A 21617-nucleotide genomic window follows, 5' to 3' on the forward strand; every position below is an offset into this window, starting at 1 on the left:
TATTGAACCCTTCGGGTTCGTTATTGCATTTTGTTGAATAGGATTTTCATCCTATTCTGTTTTAAATCGTCCTTTCAGGACTCTTTTTTAATTCTGCAGAGACAAATAAATTCTCTGATTTTTACTAATCGTTGTGCCTTCCAACGGGAACTGTTCTGTAATTCTTCCCACTCCTTTGAAGTCTACACGATATCCTAAATTTTCCAATTGTGGGATTACATTTTTACCGATTAATCCGACTACACTTGGCATTTGTTTATTGTTAACTGCTATTTTTACATTAGGTTCCACCATTTTGCTAAGGTTTACCTTTTTGTCGACAAGCATTTCTTTTTCAATGTTTTGTGGCGTTTTTAAGAACGTTTTTCCTGCAATTTCTTTAAAGACAGGCGCGGAAACGGTTCCTCCGTAAAATCCTTTAGAAGTATTCGGCTCGCTGATCATGACGTAACAGGTATATTTCGGATTATCAGCCGGATAGAAGCCTGCGAACGATGCGCGATACTTCATCGGACCAGGTAGCCAATATTCAAATCTTGCTGTTCCGGTTTTCCCTGCCATTTTTAAATTTGGTGTGAAAATACTTCGTCCGGTTCCTTTTTCCACGGCTTTTGTTAAAGCATTGGTCATCATTTTAATTGCCTTTTCAGATGCCATTCTGTTAACCATCACTTCCGGTTTAGCCTGATACATTACTTTGCCATCTTTCATGATTTTATCGATGAATAAAGGCTTCAGCATTTTACCATTATTAGCAACTCCGTTATAGAAAGTTGCTAATTGTAATAAATTGATGTTTGAGGAATATCCGTAAGCAATTGACGCTAATGTGGCAGCATTCCATCTTTTATTTTGTGGAGTTACGATCTTCGGTTTGGTAATTCCTGGAAGCTCGATCTCCATTTTATCAAATAATTTCCAGCGCTTCAGATGATCTAGAAAAATCTGAGGTTTTTCGGCGTAATATTTTGTAATCAGTTTGGCGGTTCCTACGTTGCTGGATTTTGCCAAAACATCACTGATGTCATATGTTCCTCCGCCGTGGCCGTCTGAAATTCTTTGTTTTGCATAGACCCAAACGCCGTTTCCTACATTTACGGTTGTATTTTCATCAATAAAGCCGTCATCCATCGCGGCTAACAACGAAATCGTTTTAAAAGTAGAACCAGGTTCAATATTATCTTTTAAAGCGTAATTATAAGAATCGACATAATTTCCGTCTTCATCTCTTCTTAAATTAACCAAAGCGCGAACTTTCCCGGTTTCAACTTCCATCACCACCACGGTGCCGTGTTTTGCTTCGAAATTAATCAGCTGCTTCTGCAAAGCGGAGTGCGCAATGTCCTGAATTCTAAGATCTAAAGTAGTGTAAACATCTTCGCCATCCACAGGTTCCTGAACTTTCCAGAAATCAATCGGCTTCCATTGAGAAGAGTTGATTCTTTGCTCTAATCTTTTCCCATCGGTTCCTCTTAAATATTTAGAAAAAGCACCTTCAAGACCTGCGGTATGTTCGCCATCATCCATTCCGATGGTTCCGGCTCCGATTTCGGAAGTTGCCAGTTCTCGTTTGTAGTTTCTGTCAACGATAAAACCACCTTTATTTTTACCTTTATTAAAAATCGGGAAATTTCTGATTCTGTCGTACTGATCAAAATCCAGCCCTTTCACCAAGGTATAATATTGATTTTTCTTTTTTCTTTGCTCGTCGAATTTTTTTCTGAATTCAATTTTAGATTTTCCGAACATTTTGCTTAAAGAATCCGTTAAAGCGCCAACATTATTCGTATAAATCGTGTCTTTCATTGTTTTGAAATCCAGATAGATATCATAACGCATTACTGTTGTTGCTAAAATAGAACCGTCTGAAGCAAATAAATTACCACGTGCTGCTTTTAAAGTTGCTTCGCGGTAATTTTTATTAATGTAATCGTCTTTAATTTCCTGAACGTTTGTGTTTTGCAAGATGACGATTCTCGCAAGGAACATGACAAATACGCACAAAGCTACCACTGCGAAGAGGTAGCCCCACCTTAAGGTATTTTTACGCTTGTTATCGTATTCACTTGGCTTTTGCATCTGTACTGTCCAGTTTTATGAGCAATTTATGAGGGTGATTTTCCAAGGTCATCAAAGAATCCTTTGCAACCTCTTTCCCCAGCTCCGATTCCATTTTTACTTTTATCAGCTTACTTTGTGCGTAAGCGTTTCTCGATTTATATTCTTCTGTTTCTTCTTTTAATGTATTTACGATCTTGATCTTTTTATTCACCAAATGATTGGTGTAGATCATCGCCATCATTAGCACAAACAACAATAAAAAATACTTGTAATGTACTTTTATCTCATCACGATTCAGGAAATTACCTTTTATAATGTCTATAAAAGTTAATTTCTTCTGAGGGCGATTTGTTGTTGCTCTTTTTGCCACTTTAAATGTCAATTTGCTTTACAGTGAATTCACTTCGTTGGTCAATTGTCAATTTTAAAAATTCACGATTAACAATTCACTCATTCACTTTTAAACTTTTATTCCTGTTCTCATTTTAGCACTTCTGGCTCTTGAGTTTTCTTCGATTTCCTTATCATCAGGGATAATCGCTTTGCTCTTTACCAGTTCGAATGCTTTTTTATAATTTCCGTAAATGTCTCTTTCGGGCTCGCCTTCAAACATTCCGTTTTTCAAAAATCTTTTTACCAATCTGTCTTCCAACGAGTGGTAAGAAATTACAACCAGTCTTCCTTCCGGTTTTAAAACATTGTAAGCCTGAACCAGCATTTCTTTTAAAACTTCCAATTCTTGGTTCACTTCAATTCTAATGGCCTGAAACAATTGAGCATAAAATTTATTCACTTTATGCGGTGGAAGGTAGCTGAATAATTTCTTCAGATCTTCCGTTGTTTCGATGCTTTTCGTTTTTCTGTGATGAACGATGTCTCGCGCCAACTTTCTTGCTTCTCTCAATTCACCGTAATAGTAAAAAATATCGGCAAGCTGCTCTTCATCGTAATCGTTGATTACTCTTTTAGCATCCAATCCCTGCATTACATTCATTCTCATATCCAGCGGAGCGTTGCTTCTTGTGGAGAAACCTCTGTCGGCCTCATCAAACTGGTGAGAAGATACACCAAGATCTGCCAAAACTCCGTCTACCTGAGGAACTCCGTACATAAGTAAAGAGTTTTCCAGAAATCTGAAATTCTGATTGATTAATGTAAATCTCGGATCATCAATTGTATTTTTAAGAGCGTCTAAATCCTGGTCAAAGCTGAACAATCTTCCTTTATCAGAAAGTCTGCTCAGGATCTCTCTTGAATGGCCACCGCCACCAAAAGTACAGTCCACGTATGTTCCGTCTGGATTCGTCACCAAATCATCAACACTTTGCTTCAACAAAACGGGGTTATGATACATGTCTAATTGTGTTTTTTAACGCTTTTCAATCGCGTGGTTATTCTTCCTCGAATGAGCCCATTACATCTTCGGCGAGGCTTGCAAAATCTATCTCATCGGTAGAAATTACTTTCTCGTACGCTTCTTTATCCCAAATTTCAAATAATTCTCCTGCGCTGGTAATCACAATATCTTTCTGAAGATGTGCGAAAGCCATAAGGTCTTTTGAAATCTGTAATCTTCCCGCATTATCCAACTCTACAGTTTTTACGCCTGCCGTAAACATTCTAATGAAATCAGCATTCTTTTTAATGAATCTGTTCAGTTTATTAATTTTGCCCATCATTTTATCCCAGGCATTCATGGGATAAACCTCCAGGCAAGGTTGGAACACAGATCTCTTGACTACAAACGCCTTGTCGTCGAAGTTTTCCATCTGATTAATTAGAGATGAAGGAACTTTCAGGCGGCCTTTGTCGTCAATTTTACACTCATATGTCCCAATGAAACTTTTCATTTGGAGCAAATTTATATAATAATTTCCAAAATTTCCCACTTTTTCCCACTTTTTCCCTTAATGTTAATAAGTTTTATTAAAGATTTAAGGTAAACGCTGTAATCTATTGATATTTTGAGGGTTGTTGAAAGTATTATTCAAGCCATATGAAAGAGATTTTCAAAAAAAAAGTTAAAAAGCAGATTATTATATTATTTTTATTTTAAATTAGGGTAATCAAAATATTTTTGAGGTTTAATTTGTATTTTTGCAAGGCTTTATTACAGGCATTATATGATATTTAGTACAAAAAAAGAAAAGAAATATACTTTTGTTGAGGCGGGAGAAGGACATCCATTGGTGCTGCTGCACGGGTTAATGGGTGGTTTGAGTAATTTCGATAAGATGGTAGATTTTTTTTCAGACCGAGGTTTCAAAGTATATGTTCCTCAGTTGCCGATCTACGATTTGCCGGTACTCAATACGAATCTCACGACGATAGCGAAATATATTATCAAGTTTATAGAGAGCCACATCAACGGGCCGGTTACCATTGTAGGAAATTCTATGGGAGGTCATGTTGGGCTAATTTTAACATTGGCAAGACCTGATTTGGTTAAAAATTTGGTGCTTACAGGGAGTTCTGGTTTATACGAAAGAACTTTCGGAGATAGTTTTCCGAGAAAGAATGACCGTTCGTATATCAGAAAAAAGACGGAAGAAGTTTTTTATGATCCTGCGGTAGCGACTGAAGATTTGGTAGATGAAGTTTTCGGCGTGGTAAACGACAGAATGAAGGGAATTAAAACCGTCATGTTAGCCAGAAGCGCCATCAAACACAATATGCTGAATGATTTGCCTAAAATTACGACGCCGACGTGTCTGATTTGGGGAAAACAGGATAATGTAACACCTCCTGAGGTTGCAGAAGACATGCACAAATTTATTCCGAATTCGGATCTGTTCTGGATTGATAAATGCGGGCATGCGGCGATGATGGAAAAACCAGATGAATTCAACGAAATTCTCTACAACTGGGTAAAAGATAAAGTTTAAAATTAAAATATAAATGACCATTAAGAGCTTTTCTTAATGGTTTATTTTTCTAAAAAATAGTCAAATGGTTATTAAAACAGCAACGTTTGTAAAGAGCAGCGGAAAATGGCAGGATTGCCCAGACCCGAATCTTCCGGAATACGCATTTATCGGAAGGTCTAATGTGGGAAAATCATCGCTGATCAATGCAATGATGAATCATAAAGATCTGGCCAAAACTTCCGGAACGCCTGGAAAAACTCAGCTTATTAATCATTTTTTAGTGAATGAGACCTGGTATCTTACCGATTTACCGGGATATGGATATGCAAAGGTTTCAAAATCTATCAGAAAAGATTTCGAAAAACTGATTACCAATTATATTCTGAACAGAAGAAATCTAGTTAATCTTTTTGTACTGGTAGATTCGAGACATAAGCCACAAACCATCGATTTGGAATTTATCCAATGGTGTGGAGAAAGTGGAGTACCGTTTTCTATCGTGTTTACAAAAGCAGATAAGCTGAAACCGAATATTGTGATTAAGAATGTTGAAGATTATAAAGCCGAACTTCATAAAACTTGGGAAGATCTTCCGGAATTGTATGTAACTTCTGCTGAGAAAAAGGAGGGAGGTGATAAAATCCTGGATTTTATTCAGAAAACCAATGAGTTTTTAATCAATAATAATGTAAGCTTTGATGATGAGTAATATTGTCTGGAAGATCAAAACTTTTGACGAATTTACGGTTCCTGAATTATACAATGTTTTAAAAGCCAGAATTGATGTTTTTGTGATCGAGCAAAATTGTCCTTATCCAGATTTAGATAATTATGATCAGAAAGCCATTCACATTTGGGCAGAAGAAGATGGTGAAATTTTAGCAAATTGCAGAATTTTTGATAAAGGGATAAAGTATGATGAAGCTTCAATCGGAAGAGTTTTAACAACAGAAAAAGCAAGAGGAAAAAAACTTGGAAAGCTTTTGATACAATATGCTGTTGAAACCATCGAAAACCGTTTTCATACTTCGGAAATCAGAATTTCTGCACAGGATTATCTGTTGAGATTTTACGGAGACTTCGGTTTTGAAGATACCGGAAAAAAATATTTAGAAGATAACATTCCGCACACGGAAATGTTGAGAAAATAAAAAAAACGCGAGGATAAATCTTCGCGTTTTTTGGTAATGTATATGAAAGTGTTTTTTTATGGTTATTTAATATAGAGTACCTCAATCTTTTTCTTCAAAAATTTTGGATTTCCTTTTTTCGAATATTCATATTCAAAATTTTTTGTAACATTTTCTCCGCGAACTGTCCAATTGTAGTTTGTTATTAGTTCTAACGTGTCTTCTGCGGTTATTAAGCTTTTATTAAAAGAATGATAAACTCTATTAAAATCCCAGTCTTGGTAACTTTTGGTGATGGGACAAATGTCAATTATTTTATCATTATAGTATAAAACGGATAAATATATTTTTGTTCCAGAATTTTTATCTTCAGTAACAGATAATTTTGAATTCTGAATTCCTTCTTCCTGAAAAGTTTCAGAAGGAGTATATTCTTCCTTTGAGCTGTTTATCGAAGAATTTAAATAGTTGATGTTTGATGTAGGAGATGAACTATATGATGAAGAATATCCACTTCCCGAATTGTATGATCTTGTATGAGGTCTTACATATGTTCCGTCCTTTCTTGTATAACCTCTTACGCTGGTTGTTCTTCTTTGTGCTTCAACTTGAGCTAGAAATGAGAATGAAAATATAAAAAGTAATAATAATTTGAATTTCATGATTATTCGTTTTTAGAATTAATTACAATTTGAACAATAAGCTCTTTTAACATACTGTTTGCTTTTTCCTGCATAATAATAACAACCGCCTCTTTCACCAACATATAATTGATGTCCGTTATAGGTACATCCTTTGCTGCTGCTTTTAGAATATGATTTTGATGATCTGCTTTTCTTCGATTTCTTCGATTTTTTCTTTGGCTTTTTTGTGTAATATTCTGTTGCTGAAGTTGTACTTTTTTCAGCTGCCGAAAAAGTAGTTGGTAATAATAATCCTAAACCTAAAAGGCTTGTAAATAGTAATTTTTTCATGGTTATTAGTTTTTTAAATATAATTTTCTAGTGTTTTGTGTAGTTGCTCTCTGTAGTTATAGATTTCATCAAGACTATTTAATAAAAATTTTTCTCCGGCATCTTTACCGTTGTGAAAAGTCTCAAGATATTTATTGGCGGTATTAAAATGTAGCCTGCAAATTGGTTTTCTATTATTGTCATCCAACAGAATTCCGAAATAAGAAAGAGTGTCTCTATAAGCAATTCTTGATGCCGGAATTTTCTCTCTTACAATAGCTTTTACAATTTGAAATCCTTCCAATTCTTCTTCGGTTGTTACAATTTTCGAATCATTATTTTCATCAATAGGTGCGGCTGTTTTTATCTCATCTTCTTGCTTTTCAATTTGTTCATTAATGCTCAGCGCAGATTTTAATCTGAAACTTATCGACTCATTAATTGAAGTGGCTAAAGCTTTCTTTGCATATTCTTTAAAAGAAATCATTCTATTGGCCGTTAAAGGTTTTTCGAAAAAACGGTTCACTAACAGTTTTACCAATTCATCAGAAGGATTTTCTATTTCCTTTTCAAACTCTTTTCGGATGGCTTTGATATATTTCAATGCTTCGGCAGAATCCAAAATACTGTTGAGATTATAATCTTTTTTAGTAAAGCTTTCTAAAATTTTAATAGAACTGTCTTTTAAATCTTCAATATTGATGGTAAAAAATGGTTTTTCATCCATAATATTCGGCTTTTCAAGATCTGTGTAAAAATTGTAAATAATTCCGTTGGTTAAAACTCCAAATCTTGTTTTTGAAACATGATAATATCTGTGAAGCTGTGAATTATGAGCGTCTGCGCTTTCTTTCCAATGTTTACATTCGATAATAAAAATAGGTTCGTCATTATTTTTGATGACATAATCTACTTTTTCACCTTTCTTTGTTCCGATGTCGCAAACGTGCTCGGGAACAACTTCTGTCGGATTGAAAATGTCATAACCCAAAATTTGAATGAAAGGCATTACAAAAGCATTTTTTGTAGCTTCTTCTGTACTGATCTGGTCTTTCAAGCCAACCACTTTTTGGTGTAATTGCTCAAGTTTTATTTTAAGATCCATGGTTATTAGTTTTTAATTGTAATCTATAATTTCGGAATCTTTCGGAGAGTCTAAGTTATAATAAGTAAACTCATCATCTCCTGAGTACCATTTATATTGTATTTGTTTAAATCTTAGTAAGGAAAGTGCTTCGTGAAGCATTGATTGAGTATCCTGAATATTTTTGTTGGAAGCAAATATTCCTCCGGTAAGTTGAAGTGTTTTGTTAGAAGAATTTAAAATCTTAACATCTATATTATTTTCCCAAAGTTTATCTTTTATAAGTTTGTAATAAACCAGTCTTAATTTTGGAAGCACTTTTATTTGAGAGTTAATCACTTTTTTTTCGAGTTTTTTAGCCAGCTCTTGTTCTTCCGGTTTATCACTCTCTATACCTTCTTTAATAATAGATGAATAAAATTTATAAAGAGCAAGAACTAATGTAATTCCATCCATGGAAGAAACATTTTTGGATAAATCTAAATCCTTTTCTAAACTTTCAATTTCTTTGTTTAATCTAACGTTCAAGTCAAGTTTCTTTTCTTCAGTTTTAATAGAATCTTTTAAAAATGAATCCTTTTCATTGGTGACATCTGGTTTTGTACATCTTATGAGAGATAAAAAAGAGAAACTCACAAGAATTAAAATTTTAAAAAAAATTAGATTGCTCTTAATGGTTATCTTATTCATTGGTTTGTTTTTGATACGCCAAAAATATCACCCTTTAAAAAGTATTCCTTACGTGAAACCGTAAAAACAAAAAACCTTTCAAAAATATTGAAAGGCTATATACAAGTTTTTAATTAAGAAGTTATTTAAAAAATTAATCAAAATAAATTTCCGGTTGGTTTTCGCAAAGGCACAAAGTTATTTAGATCTTAATGCGCTTTAAGGCTCAAGGATTTTATCTACGATAAAATTGATCATCAGCATGATAAAAAGAATATTTTTATTAAACCTTGCGCCTTTGTGTTTTTCCAATAAACTTAAATAGGCTCTAAGATTTAAATAATCCCCAAATCTTTACAAAAAGCAACCAATTGCTCATTGCTTGTCACTTCCAGATCTTCTTTTAAACTGTTTAATCTTTTTTCAACACTGCTTAAACTGTTAGGCCTAATGTTATTCGCTTTAAGGTAAACAGGAATATTTTTAAGCAAAACACCTTGCGAAAGGAGAGAAACCAAAGTAATATCATACTCTGTAAACTCGTAGCTGTTGAGTTTTTTCACATCCTGTTTAAGATCAAGAGAAAGGTAAGTTTCATTTACATACACGGAAGCGATTGCCTTTTTCAAATCCTTAGAATCATTTCGGGCTTTTCTTACATAGCCATTGATTTTAGTTTCATTGAATAAAGAATGGATAACGCCTGATTTATGTTCCGCAGAGAAGACTATTACTTTTAATTCCGGTTGAAGCTGTCGAACCTCTTCCACCAATTCTTTTCCGTCTTTGATATTTTGCGGATGGTGATCTTCCTCATAATATAGATCGGTGATCAGCAGATCGTAAGGCTCATTTTCACGAATCGATTTCTGAATCTTTGCTAATGCATCATCACAATAATATACATGATCTACGGTCGGAATATTCAGCTCTTCTAATGTTTTTTGTACTGAAATACTGATGCTTTCGTGGTCTTCGGCTATTAAAATTTTTTTGAACATTTTTGGTCTTTTTTTAAGATGTAGGGAAAGAAATATAAATCTTCAACCCTTTTTCGATATTGGTTTCAAAAATAATTTTTCCCTGAATAGCTTCAATACGGGTTCCCGTATTTGTCAGTCCATTTTTGCGGATAAGATCTCCGGAAATACCAATCCCGTTATCGGTGTATTGAATAGTGATGGAATCCTTCAGCTTTTCAAATTTAAAAGCAACGGTGCTTGCCTGGCTGTGTTTTTTCATATTCACGAGCAATTCCCGAATGATTTGATACACCTCATCTTTTGAAGAAGCTGGTAAATTTTCCCAAATTTGTTTTCCGTTTCCGGCAACATAAGTGTTTACTGTATCATTTTTGAAAGAAGCAATAAGCGCGGAAATTTTTTCATCAAAAGGCTGTATATCTTTAATTTCATTCTTTTCATAAGAAATGTCTCTTGATTTTTCATAAACATATTCCAGCTCATCCAGCGCTTCATCTTTGTCAAAATGTTCCTGATTTTCAATCTTTGTCATTACCTGATAAATACCGTTGGCTACCACGTCGTGAACTTTTTTAGACATTTTAAGCTGGGTGTTTTTGACTTCGAGTTTTAATTTTAGCTGTCTTCTTCTGTACAAAACTATAATGATAATTATGATGACAATCAAAATGGCGGTTCCTATATATAATCTCAGAATGCTATTTTGATCTTCTATTTTGTCGTTTCTTAATCGTTGGTTATCGACTTCTTTTTTCTCAGTATCATATTTAATAAAAGCAAATCGATTTTTGTAAGTATTTCGTGCTGTTTGTATGCTGTCATCAAGAGTTTTGTATTCTAGAAACATATTTTTAGAATTTGAAGGATTATCTACTAATATTATTCTCTCAACAGCCTCTAATTTATCTTCTGGACTTTTAATCTTAATCGCTACATTATACATTTCTTTAGCATAGAATAATGATAACGCAGGATTTGTTTTTTCATTGATTTCAGCAAGATGAGCGTAACTTGAATTAGCGCCCCATAAATCATTATTTTGTAGCTTACTATCTAAAATTGCCAGCATATTTGTTTGTGGGTTATAACTTTTGTTATCCAACCATTTTACATATTCAATTAAAGTTTTTATTCTATTATTTAGTTTTAGGTCTGAAGAATTGATTGATCTTAATGTAGTTAAAGCTTTCGAGTAGTTATTTAATTTAAATTCTGAAGCGGCTTTATTACACAGGATATTATTTCTGTTTTCCTCAGAATTTATTGGTACAGATAGAGCTTTATCATACCATTTAATAGCATCTTTATACTCTTTTTGATCAGATTTTAGATTAGCCATTGTATCATAGACAGAATAAAAACTTTCGTCACCATCTTTCATATGTTTCATAGCTTCCACCAGCGTTTCTTCGGCGCCAAGTAGGTCTCCCCTGTTTTTTTGTGCAATGGCTTGGCAAATCAAGCTTTTTGATATATTAGATGAATCTTTTTTATTTGAATAATAATCAATAGCTTGTTGAAATTTCAAATAGGCATTAACATCATCTATTGAGAGTAATTTTATACCTTCATTATATAGCTTATCACCATTTAAAGCATCACTGCTTGTGGGGGGATTTTCTTTACAAGAAAAAAGAAAAAAAACAAGAAAGGGTATATATCGTATCATAATACTAAACTAAAAATCTATTGGTTAAATTATAAACGATGATGATATTACATCTCGTATAAATCTCATTTTAGGTAATGTGATACAGTTGTTTTGTATTATTGATAAATTCTCAACTCTACAAAATGTAATTTTTAATGTACCATTATTTGAATATATAAATGCGGATAACATTATTAAAAAATTGATCATAGTTTTAGTTTTCTTAATCGATTGTTACAAATATACAAAGAGGAGAAAAATTATTCTCCTCCTGATTATTTATTTTTTAGGCGGAAGAGTTGGTGCTGTATCTCCTCCCGTATCACTTCCCCCTGGATCTACACCTTCTCCTGGCATACTCGAATTCTGTACGGTTATTTGTCCGTTATTATTATGATTACATGCTGCTGTATTTGCGTTATTATGTCCGAATGCTAATCCCCATAGCATCAATATTAATTGTAACATTGTTTAAAAAATTTTCAGATTTTTGAAATTTTTCTTCCTCTCACGATCTATTGATCGCAAGCTGTACACGTTTAAAATTTCGAAGCGCTTCTAAAATTTTTTGGGAAGTGAACCTTCAAAAACGGAGGAGAAACATCTGCTTCCCAACCCGGAGTTTTACCTCCGTTTTTTCGGGTGTTTTTAAAATCAGTTTTGTAAATTTGTTTTTATAATGTTTTATTTATCACTGATTTTGTTATGGCAAAGATGGAGCATAAAGGCAGGCAAGGGTTAGACAAAACATGGACATCGATGGACATCAAATGGACAGGAATTGTGTTACGGAAAACCGTAATGCGACACGGTCAAGAATTTATTATTTTGTAATGCCCTTTAAAAACTAATTATGTCCAAAAGAAAACTACTAATTCGTGAAGTATTTAAAAAAGCAAAAGAAGAGACAGAAAAAACGACTAAAAATGCTTTAGCGGGCTATTTGTGGACTTATTTTGATGAACGCTTTCCAAATATTATTTCAGAAAAGACTTTAACAAGATATTATGATGCTTTTGTTTTGGAAACAAAGAATGAAATTGATATAGACCTTTTTATACTTGACAAGTTGAGCCAATATCTTGGTTATGAGAATTTCACCGATTTCTCCCGAACATTTATTAAAAATGATGAAGAAGCCAATAAAACGACGGTGAAAATAAGCGTTGACCAAGACGAAGAATCTCTTGTTGAAAAACTTTCGAATATTATCATCAATATTACGAATGAGCAGCATTTCAAAATGCCAGATTTCATGAAGAAAAACGGAATGGGCATTGTAGAAATTGCTTTTTTGCTATGTTTGGCCAGTGGAAGTGTGATGTTTTCCAAGAAACCCAAAGGGGCTGGTTTTGCAGGAATTTTAGATTCCAGACCGCATTGTATGTATTGGGATAAAAGTGAATATAAGCCCGTGGATTGCGAAGATAAAAACCCGATCTACGGACAAATAATTCCTTTTGATTATGAGACGATGGAATATTTTAAAAGGATCGAACGAAAAGATACCTTAACGGTGGAGAATGCTGCAGGAAAGGTTTGGTATTCAAAATATAACGGCGAAGTTGAGTTTTTTACAGCAGATGGAATTGATCCTAATAATGGCAGAGAACTAAGAAAAGCAACTCCTTTTATGATTGATAAATACGCAGGATTACCAATAGATTCTACTGAAGAAGAATAATTTTTCATAATTAATTAAAATTGGCGTAAAACATTTCGTTTCAGAAACGCCTAATTTCGCTTTATTTTACAATGAATAAAGGGATATTCTCATTACTGTTTTTCGTGACAACATTATTTTCAGCACAAAAACCTGTGCAAATTGCTTTTCTTTCTGATGTGCATTTTCAGGATTTGTACGGAAGCTTTTCGGATAATGATTTTAAAGGAATTACGAATCCTAAAACCGGAAAGCAAACTATTTTACGAACAATGGATTCTCAGTTGCATTCTACACGAATTTTCAATGAAAATTATTTTGCTTTTCTGAAAGCTTTGGATGATATTGCCGCCAAAGGGATCAAAATTGTGGCAATGCCCGGCGATTTTTCAGATGACGGACAGGCGTATAATCTCCGTGGGCTTCATCATATTTTAAATCAATATCATCAGAAGTATGGGATAAATTTTTATTTAACAACTGGAAATCACGATCCGGTTGGCCCATATCGAAACGAAGGTGGAAAAGATGATTTTCTGGGAAAAGACGGCAATCCTTTAGGTATTTACAGCAAAGAAAACATCGGAAAAGCAGATAATCAAATCATTACTAAAGATATTGCGGAATCAGGATATTTAGAAATTTTAAATGAATTGAAATACTTTGGTTTCTATCCAAAAAAAGAAAATTTATTCTGGAGTACTCCTTTTGATTCAGATGTATTTAAAAACTATTCCTATAAAAAAGCTGTGCAGTCGGCAGATTATTCCAAAAGAATGTATGAAGTGGCGAAAGGTTTTTCTGTTCCTGATTTAAGTTATGTTGTGGAGCCTGTACAAGGAGTCTGGATGATTGCCATAGACGGAAATACATATATTCCGAAAAATATTTATGAAAATCCTCAAAATGCTTCCAATTATAAAGGAGCGAGTATTGGCTATAATAACGTGCTCACCAATAAAAAACACCTCATCCAATGGGTAAAAAAGATTGCCGATGATGCGAAGAAAAATAACAAAGTTCTAATCGCATTTACCCATTATCCAATGATCGATTTTAATGATGGTGCAACGAGTGATATTAAAAATCTGCTTGGCGAGAAGAAATGGCAACTAGAGCGCGTTCCGCAGGAAGAAGTAGCGAAAGTTTTTGCAGATGCGGGATTGCAGATTCATTTTGCGGGACATATGCATATTAATGACACGGGAATTCGAAAAATAGGAGATAATATGTTGGTGAATGTTCAGGTTCCGTCGCTGGCGGCTTATTTACCGGGGTATAAAATTCTCACGATTCAATCATCGGAGAAAGTAGAAGTAGAAACAAAAATTTTAGATGAGGTTCCGAATTTTGATGAATTATTTCCTTTGTATGAAAAAGAGTACGAAGCTTTGCAGAAAAATCAGTCTAAAATTCTTTGGAATAAAGATATTCTGAAAACAAAATCCTATCATGATTTTATGCTTTTCCATTTGAAAGAGTTGGTTCGTTTGCGAATGATTCCGAGCGACTGGCCAAAAGATTTTATTCAGAAAGGAAGCACATTAACTGGTGAAGATTTGCTGCTGTTAATTCAAAATAAAAATCAATTAAAGGAAAAAAAGATTGCTTCAGAATCTTTTAAAGAGTGGACTTTTGATGATTTGCTGTTGGATGTGTATAAATTTCAATCGGCAGACGAATTGGCAAAGAAAGATATTCCTGCAGAACGATTAGAGCAATATCAGGTATTGGAAAAATTATTTATTGAAAATCAGTCTCATGATCCTTTTATGGTTCAGTTGAAATCTTTATTTAAAATTTTATCCTTATTATCAAGCGGGGATCCGGCTGATCATTTTGAAATAGATTTGAAGGAAAAAACGGTAAAAAGGCTATAATTTTGTTTGCTACGAATGCGCAAGTTTTATTTTACCGCAAAAGGTCCAAAAGTAATTGAATAGCTTTACGATTAAGGTTTACAAAAGTTAACAAAACATTTGTTTTTAGTTCTCTTGTTTCCTACGAAGTATACAGGTTTTCACAGAAAAAACTTTTAATATTTGCCGCGAATCCACGAATAATTTTTTTAAAACATACTGACTACAGAACTCCATTTAAAAATCTGCGTTATCTGCAAAATCAGCGAGAGAATAAAAGGAGACATTTGTGGTTAAGTAAAAGCAGAAAGACCATCGCAAATGCAATAGTCCTTCCTTTCAAAATCTAATCGTAAAAATGTTTTATTTTCCTGTTACGGGGTTCTTTCTTTCGTAAGTGTTGTTATCAAAACTTACCTTGTAATGCGATTTGAATAATTTACTAGGATAATAGTAATCTGTAGTAATTATTTGCGCGCCGCTTTCTTTTGCTTTTTCAAACCTCGAATAATCTTCACTTCGTGCTTCCATAGTATCGGCATCGGCTCTGGTTCGGATGATATAACCTTGTTTTGCAAGTTCTTTAATTTTAGAGTTATCTTTCGGTTCATTCATAAATAAAACTGCGGATTCTGGAGTTCCCGGTGTAGAATTGGTAAAGATCATTCTTCCTTTTAACGAAGGATGTCCTTTTGCATACAAATCTCTGTTTTCACTGTTATTATCCAGTACAAAAAGAAATTTACCTTTCGCATCTTTTACCTTTGGCCAGTTTTTATTCAAGACTGCTTCGTTTAACGTTTTATAAGAACCACGAATATCATCGGGTGTGATGATTTTATCTTTTCCTAAGAATTTTTTCAACTCATTATCCAAATCATCGAAAAGTTTTGAAGTATAATGTTCGGGCTCAGTTCCGTATGGGTTGGTTTTTCCGTCCTTTGGTTCTAGTGTGATAAAAACGGGATCGTGATCAGGATGTGCATCAGACCATTTTTTTAAATCTTTTAAACAATCTTCCAGCGTATAATACCATGTTTGATAGTCAATATCCGTAATATGAATCATTTTATAGCCAGGTTTTTTCATTTTTCCGGTCGGGTCAAAAGGCTCCGTAGTTTTTACCAGATCCAAAATTTTCGGATGGGCATATTTTCCGCCTTTGCTATCGGCATATACATCAATTTCAAGATTTCTCAGCCCCAGATCCAATTGTTGGGGAATAGGGATGTGTTCATACTGAATTCTTGGTAAAAGATGTAACGTATCTTTCTTTTCCAAATAACTGTAAACTTCTGGAAGAATTGCCTTTTTATAAGAATTGTGGGAGCCAATTACCTGAATTTCGTTGATTTTTAAATCATTAAGGTTTTGAGATTGTGACCAAAATAGATGGAATGTAGATAAATATAAGCCAAAGAAAACTACCTTTTTCATGTCGTCGAATTTTGTACATGCGAAATTAGCGACTCTTCGCTGGCTGCTGTTTATATATTATGTTAAGTGTTTTTTAAGCTTTTGTAAATGATGAAAATTGTCCGTTTATAAGTGGTTGATAATTAATATTATTCTATTTTCTCATTTATAGCTATTGATGTTTTATTGATTTTAAGATAATATTATGTTAAAATGAATTCGTGGTAGATGCTTTTACTTTGTATGCCGAAAAATAAAAACTAGCGATTGACTGAAAACAAAACCACTGTTGCGGGAACAACAGCGGCTTTTGAATAAGCAATGTAACGTCGTGCAATTACTTTACTTATTGATATGTACCACAAAATTAATTTTTTTAAATTTAAAAAGCTAATTCCAATTGCGTTACTTTTTTTGGTAGCCAACCAAGCTAATGCTGAAGGACTTACTTCAAACTATCCTGTCTTTTCACAGGTGAACGAAACCATTTCCGGGAATGTAACAGATCAGGACGGTTCAACCATTGAAGGTGCCAAAATCACCGTTGTGGAAACCGGAGACACAGCAACTACCGATGCATCCGGAAACTTTACTATTTCTGCAGCCATCGGGCAAACTCTATCCATTTCTTATGACGGATATACCGTACAGATGGTTAAAATTACCGGAACTTCAGTTTCTGTAAAATTGCAATCTAAAAAAGAAGCCACTTCTATTGAAGAAGTGACTTTGGTAGGTTACGGATCTCAGAAAAAATCTGACTTAACGGGTGCCGTGAGCCAATTGAAAGCTGAAAATTTCAAAGAGGGAATGAATATTTCTGTTGATAATCTGATGCAGGGTAAAATTGCGGGGGTTCGTATTGTTCAGACCAGTGGAGAGCCAGGAGCAGGAGTGAATGTTTCGATCAGAGGGATTGGTTCCATCAGAAGTGGAAGTACTCCTTTGTTCGTTGTAGACGGGGTTCCGTTGAGTAATGATGCGGTAAGTGCTTCGGGGCCGAATGTCGGTTTAGGAAATGCGCAGGCAAAAAACCCGTTAAACTTTTTGAATACAAGTGATATTGAATCGATCACGGTATTAAAAGATGCTTCTGCCGCTGCTATTTATGGAGCAAGAGGTTCTAACGGGGTGGTTTTGGTAACCACGAAAAGAGGAAAGAAGGGAGATCCTTTGTTTACGTATGATACGTACTTAGGCTTTTCTTCGGTGATTAAAAAATTAGACCTGATGACTGCTGATGAATACAGAGGCGCAGGAATTGATAAATTATACGACCACGGAGGAAGTACAGACTGGCAGGATGAGATTTACAGAAATGCAGTTTCTCAGAATCATTCGGTTTCCTTCTCAAAATCTACAGAATCGGGAAATTACTTTGCTTCCCTTTCTCACATGGATCAGGATGGTATCGTTTTAAACAGTGGTTTTAAAAGAACAACAGCCCGTTTAAATGCTGAAGAATCTTTCTTTGATAATAAAAGATTAAAAATTAAGCTAAACCTTACCGCAAGTGATATCAAGGAAACCGGAATTCCAAACGGTGCCAATGCAGGATCAGACGGGCAGGTGATTATCCACGCTTTAATGGCGAATCCTACACGTTCGGTGTATGATCAAAACGGAAATTATACCAACTTCAACATGAATGCTCACTACAATCCTTTGTATCTGTTGAGTAAGTATGAAGACAAAACAAATACCACAAGGATATTAGGGAATACAGAAGCAACGTTGAGAATCTTACCGGGGTTAAATTATAAATTCAACTTAGGGATTGATAAAACCGTATCGGAAAGAAATACCACAATGTATCCTAACCTTACCGACAGAACACCGAAAGGAGTATACGTTCAGGCTAATCTGGATTCTTACAATGTACTTTTGGAGCATTATTTAACATATGATCTTAGCTTAGATAAACATAATTTTAGTTTACTGGGAGGTTTCTCTTATCAGAAATTCAAAGCGACAGGAACGTATTTTGGCGTAAAGGATATTGCAGATAAAGGAGCGGGAATTTCACCAGATATTAACCCCGGATATTCAGGAACAGCATTTGTTCCGGGAGCGGGATATGCACAGGAAAATGAGCTGCAATCGTACTTCGGAAGGGTAAATTATAACTTTGATAAGAAATATTTGTTAACCGCCTCATTAAGGGCCGATGGGTCTACACGTTTTGGCTTGAACAATAAATACGGATATTTCCCTTCAGTAGCGGTAGGCTGGACGATGTCTAACGAAAACTTCCTGAAAGATTCCAGAATTATTAATGAATTAAAATTAAGAGGAAGCTGGGGACAGACGGGTAACCAAGAGGTTCCGAATAAAATTACACAAGCAAGTTCTTCACTGGCGCAGTCGGCAGGATATTATTTGTATGATAATTTAGATCTTGTAAATGGTGTTGTGATCAACAGAACGGTAAATCCTGATCTGAAGTGGGAAGTGGTGGAACAAACCAATATTGGTGCAGATTTCAGCTTATGGAGAAACAGATTGTACGGATCATTAGAATATTATAATAAGGTAACAAGAGATCCTATACTTAATATTCCTTCAAGCCCGTTGAGCCCTACAAGTACCGTTTGGAGAAATGTAGATGCACAAATTGTAAATAAAGGTTTCGAATTCTCTATAGGTTCAGAAATTATTAAAAACGAAAATTTCACTTGGAATTTTGATGTGAATGGAGCGACAGTTAATAATGTGATTAAAGGGCTTCCGGTTTCTGCAATTTATTCAGGTGAGGTTTCTGGGCCGGGGCTTTCAGGGGTTACGGCGAATATCTATAAAAACGGATATGAAGCGGGATCTTTCTATATGCTGAATTATCAGGGAATCGATGCCAACGGAAAGTATATTTATGAAGATGTAAACGGTGACGGAAGAATAGACCAGAATGACAGAAAAATCTTCGAAGGTGCCATTCCTAATTTCACTTTCGGGATCAATTCTTATATGAAATATAAGAAGTTTGACTTCTCATTCTCATTTATCGGACAAACAGGTGGATATTTGGTAAACAATACCGCGCTGGATTTAAATATCAACAACCTGGCTTCAGACAGAAACGTATTGAAAAACTTCTACGATTCTGGGGCAAGTTTTACCAATCAGCCGCAATTGTCTTCTTTGTATCTTGAAAAATCAGACTTTATCCGTTTGAATAATGTGAGATTAGGCTATACTTTCGATATGAATCAGTTAAAATTTCTGAGAAGCATCAATCTGTATGTAAGTGCTCAGAATGTATTCACGATTACCAATTATACGGGATATGATCCTTTGGTAGACACCAACAAGCAAGTGGGAGGAAACCAGTCATTGGGTATTGATTACACTACATATCCTTCGGCAAAGACTTTCATTTTAGGAGTAACTGTTAAGTTTTAATTTAAGTTAAAAAGAAATCATGAGATCTAAATTTTTAAATATTAATAAAATCGTTTTATCCGTTGCTGCATTGGCTTTAGTAGGATGTACCAATCTGGATGAAAAAGTAATTGATGAGGTTTTGGGTTCTGAAAATGCAGATCCTCAAGCGGCTTTGGCTGCAGCATATAGTCAGCTTGGTGAAGGAACTTTCGTAGACCACGGAAACGTTTTTGCACTACAGGAATATTCTACAGATGAGGCTCTTTTGCCAACGAGAGGAAGTGACTGGGGAGATGGCGGAAAATGGAGAGCTATGCACGAATTTAGCTGGGATGCAAGCAACGACGTAGTAAAAACAACATGGAATAATCTGAATTTCGGAATTACAAAGTCTTTAACGGCCATTTCAAGTATTGAAAAGAGCAATGATATGAATAAAGCTCTGTTTTTGGCAGAAGCAAAAGGATTATTGGCATACTATACTTATACGACGCTCGATCTTTTCGGGCAGGCGCCTTACAGAGATCCGGGAAATCTAAGTGCTCCGATTGAAATTAAAAAAGCTGCTACTTCCATCGATGCTTTAATTACTGAGGTTGAAGGTCTTATTCCTGCATTAGCAGATATTAAAACACAGAATACCCACGCGGGAAGATTTACCAAACAGGCGGCGTATGCTTTACTGGCAGATATGTATCTGAACAGAGCGGTATTGAAGGATAAAACATCAAGTAATTTCAACTTTTTGGAGCAAGCGGTAAATGGAAGCGGAACGGATATGGATAAGGTGATTGAATATTCTAATTTATTGATTAATAATGCGAATTTCAGTTTAGAATCTAATTATTTCCACAATTTTGATATCAATAATGATACAAGCAAAGAAATGATCTTTACAGTGGTTCAGAAGAAACTAAATAACACAGATAAAGGTTCAGATAATGACCTGGCATATATGTCGATGGAAAGAATTCAAAAACCTTCTCCTGATAACAGAGGAACCAATGCCAGCTGCGTGACCCCTGAATTTTATTATTCATGGAACGGAAATTTCAACGATCCGCGTTTCCACAGAACGTATCAGTATGAAGACGGAACATGGTTCAAAAATAACGGCTCGGATGTAAGCGTGCCGGCAACCAGTAAAGTGGAAGGAACAGGAAAACCTTGGTTCCATTTCAACAGAGGATTGCAGGTGGGGCAACAATACGGACCAAAGATCGTTGATGGTAATTTTGAAATGACATCAGACGGAAGAATTAAGGTATTTAAATTATTTACAGAAAAAAATACCACGCTGGCGGCAGATTTTACTCCGGAACTGAATTTTGATAATCCTTCGGAAGCCGTTTTCACGCAGTCTCAGATTAACCGAGGGGTGAGAAACTTCAAATTTGAGTTCGATCCGGGGTATGGAAACAACGGAACAAGTGGCTATGATGTACCACTATATCGTTTAGGAACCATTTATATGATGAGAGCAGAAGCGTATTTCAGAAACGGAAATGTAGCGGCAGCTTTGGCGGACGTCAATAAACTGAGAACAAGCAGAACTCGTGAAGCGTTGTATGGAAATGCTCCGGGAACTTCGATTGCCTCTTTGGATGCAAACACTTTGTTTAAAGAATCAGGATACGAGCTGTATTGGGAGATGTACAGAAGAAAGGCGATGATCAGATTCGGAAAGTTTGATCTTGCTGGGACGGCAAAACCTGCTTCTCAGCCTTACAGAAGAATCTTCCCGATTCCTCAGGCGACGTTGGATGCTTCAAAAGATTTCACACAAAATCCGGGATATTAATATCTTCATATCAAATTAATTTTTTGTCTAAAAAAAGCGAAGGGAAATTAATCTCTTCGCTTTTATATTAAACTTGTTTAAACTTTTTTTACCACAAAA

General features: G+C 34.9%; 19 protein-coding genes. 7 read left to right on the forward strand and 12 right to left on the reverse strand.

From position 1 onward, the window contains the following. Nucleotides 1-87 precede the first annotated feature (87 nt). The 4 genes from OXQ85_RS09060 to mraZ all read right to left on the reverse strand — a co-directional run bounded on the left by OXQ85_RS09060 (nucleotide 88) and on the right by mraZ (nucleotide 3911). The gene (locus tag OXQ85_RS09060) at nucleotides 88-2079 is read right to left on the reverse strand and encodes a penicillin-binding transpeptidase domain-containing protein (RefSeq protein ID WP_267403768.1); all 1992 of its coding nucleotides are present in this window, start codon (nucleotides 2077-2079) and stop codon (nucleotides 88-90) included. Continuing rightward, nucleotides 2063-2431, reverse strand: a complete 369-nt coding sequence (locus OXQ85_RS09065; protein WP_267403770.1) for an FtsL-like putative cell division protein — start codon at nucleotides 2429-2431, stop codon at nucleotides 2063-2065. Before OXQ85_RS09065 ends, OXQ85_RS09060 begins: the two co-directional genes overlap by 17 nt. Nucleotides 2432-2521: 90 nt before the next feature. Next, entirely contained in the window at nucleotides 2522-3415 is an 894-nt protein-coding gene (gene rsmH / locus OXQ85_RS09070) for a 16S rRNA (cytosine(1402)-N(4))-methyltransferase RsmH (protein ID WP_267403772.1), read from the reverse strand. Between the two features lie 37 nt (nucleotides 3416-3452). Then, the gene (gene mraZ, locus OXQ85_RS09075) at nucleotides 3453-3911 is read right to left on the reverse strand and encodes a division/cell wall cluster transcriptional repressor MraZ (protein WP_267403774.1); all 459 of its coding nucleotides are present in this window, start codon (nucleotides 3909-3911) and stop codon (nucleotides 3453-3455) included. A gap of 273 nt (nucleotides 3912-4184) precedes the next feature. Here mraZ and OXQ85_RS09080 point away from each other — a divergent pair, with 273 nt between their 5' ends. The 3 genes from OXQ85_RS09080 to OXQ85_RS09090 all read left to right on the forward strand — a co-directional run bounded on the left by OXQ85_RS09080 (nucleotide 4185) and on the right by OXQ85_RS09090 (nucleotide 6079). Then, a complete protein-coding gene (locus tag OXQ85_RS09080) occupies nucleotides 4185-4946 on the forward strand; it encodes an alpha/beta hydrolase (RefSeq protein WP_267403776.1) in 762 nt (253 codons plus the stop codon). A 64-nt stretch (nucleotides 4947-5010) separates the two neighbouring features. After that, on the forward strand, nucleotides 5011-5637 hold the full coding sequence (gene yihA / locus OXQ85_RS09085; RefSeq protein WP_267403778.1) for a ribosome biogenesis GTP-binding protein YihA/YsxC: 627 nt from the start codon (nucleotides 5011-5013) through the stop codon (nucleotides 5635-5637). Further along, nucleotides 5630-6079 carry a GNAT family N-acetyltransferase gene (locus OXQ85_RS09090; protein WP_267403880.1) on the forward strand — a complete coding sequence of 150 codons (450 nt, stop codon included), beginning with the start codon at nucleotides 5630-5632 and terminating at the stop codon, nucleotides 6077-6079. Before yihA ends, OXQ85_RS09090 begins: the two co-directional genes overlap by 8 nt. A 62-nt stretch (nucleotides 6080-6141) precedes the next feature. On the opposite strand, the gene OXQ85_RS09095 is transcribed toward OXQ85_RS09090, so the two are convergent. From OXQ85_RS09095 to OXQ85_RS09125, 7 genes are all read right to left on the reverse strand, one after another. Continuing rightward, on the reverse strand, nucleotides 6142-6720 hold the full coding sequence (locus OXQ85_RS09095) for a hypothetical protein (RefSeq protein WP_267403780.1): 579 nt from the start codon (nucleotides 6718-6720) through the stop codon (nucleotides 6142-6144). 18 nt (nucleotides 6721-6738) lie between these two features. Further along, nucleotides 6739-7032: a hypothetical protein gene (locus OXQ85_RS09100; protein ID WP_267403782.1), complete on the reverse strand. Its 294-nt coding sequence runs from the start codon at nucleotides 7030-7032 to the stop codon at nucleotides 6739-6741. 13 nt (nucleotides 7033-7045) lie between these two features. Continuing rightward, nucleotides 7046-8116, reverse strand: a complete 1071-nt coding sequence (locus OXQ85_RS09105) for a type I restriction endonuclease (RefSeq protein ID WP_267403784.1) — start codon at nucleotides 8114-8116, stop codon at nucleotides 7046-7048. Nucleotides 8117-8128: 12 nt separating this feature from the next. Then, nucleotides 8129-8785 carry a hypothetical protein gene (locus tag OXQ85_RS09110; RefSeq protein WP_267403786.1) on the reverse strand — a complete coding sequence of 219 codons (657 nt, stop codon included), beginning with the start codon at nucleotides 8783-8785 and terminating at the stop codon, nucleotides 8129-8131. A 314-nt stretch (nucleotides 8786-9099) separates the two neighbouring features. Further along, nucleotides 9100-9765, reverse strand: coding sequence for a response regulator (locus OXQ85_RS09115; RefSeq protein ID WP_267403787.1), 666 nt, complete (start codon nucleotides 9763-9765; stop codon nucleotides 9100-9102). A 13-nt stretch (nucleotides 9766-9778) separates the two neighbouring features. After that, nucleotides 9779-11416, reverse strand: coding sequence for an ATP-binding protein (locus tag OXQ85_RS09120; protein WP_267403788.1), 1638 nt, complete (start codon nucleotides 11414-11416; stop codon nucleotides 9779-9781). 261 nt (nucleotides 11417-11677) lie between these two features. Continuing rightward, complete coding sequence (locus OXQ85_RS09125) at nucleotides 11678-11866, reverse strand: hypothetical protein (protein WP_267403789.1); 189 nt, start codon at nucleotides 11864-11866, stop codon at nucleotides 11678-11680. 385 nt (nucleotides 11867-12251) lie between these two features. Between OXQ85_RS09125 and OXQ85_RS09130 the strand changes: the two genes are divergently transcribed. Together OXQ85_RS09130 and OXQ85_RS09135 are read left to right on the forward strand one after the other, a co-directional pair. Continuing rightward, the gene (locus OXQ85_RS09130) at nucleotides 12252-13082 is read left to right on the forward strand and encodes a hypothetical protein (RefSeq protein WP_267403791.1); all 831 of its coding nucleotides are present in this window, start codon (nucleotides 12252-12254) and stop codon (nucleotides 13080-13082) included. Nucleotides 13083-13153: 71 nt separating this feature from the next. After that, nucleotides 13154-14941, forward strand: coding sequence for a metallophosphoesterase (locus OXQ85_RS09135; RefSeq protein WP_267403793.1), 1788 nt, complete (start codon nucleotides 13154-13156; stop codon nucleotides 14939-14941). Nucleotides 14942-15283: 342 nt separating this feature from the next. On the opposite strand, the gene OXQ85_RS09140 is transcribed toward OXQ85_RS09135, so the two are convergent. Then, complete coding sequence (locus tag OXQ85_RS09140) at nucleotides 15284-16357, reverse strand: phosphatidylinositol-specific phospholipase C1-like protein (protein WP_267403795.1); 1074 nt, start codon at nucleotides 16355-16357, stop codon at nucleotides 15284-15286. A gap of 333 nt (nucleotides 16358-16690) precedes the next feature. Between OXQ85_RS09140 and OXQ85_RS09145 the strand changes: the two genes are divergently transcribed. Beyond that, nucleotides 16691-19735, forward strand: a complete 3045-nt coding sequence (locus OXQ85_RS09145) for a SusC/RagA family TonB-linked outer membrane protein (protein WP_267403797.1) — start codon at nucleotides 16691-16693, stop codon at nucleotides 19733-19735. Between the two features lie 19 nt (nucleotides 19736-19754). Continuing rightward, nucleotides 19755-21518, forward strand: coding sequence for a RagB/SusD family nutrient uptake outer membrane protein (locus OXQ85_RS09150; protein ID WP_267403799.1), 1764 nt, complete (start codon nucleotides 19755-19757; stop codon nucleotides 21516-21518). The last annotated feature ends 99 nt before the right edge of the window (nucleotides 21519-21617 follow it).

The sequence above is a fragment of the Chryseobacterium sp. GM_Chr_2 genome (assembly GCF_026540445.1).
Classification (GTDB): domain Bacteria; phylum Bacteroidota; class Bacteroidia; order Flavobacteriales; family Weeksellaceae; genus Chryseobacterium.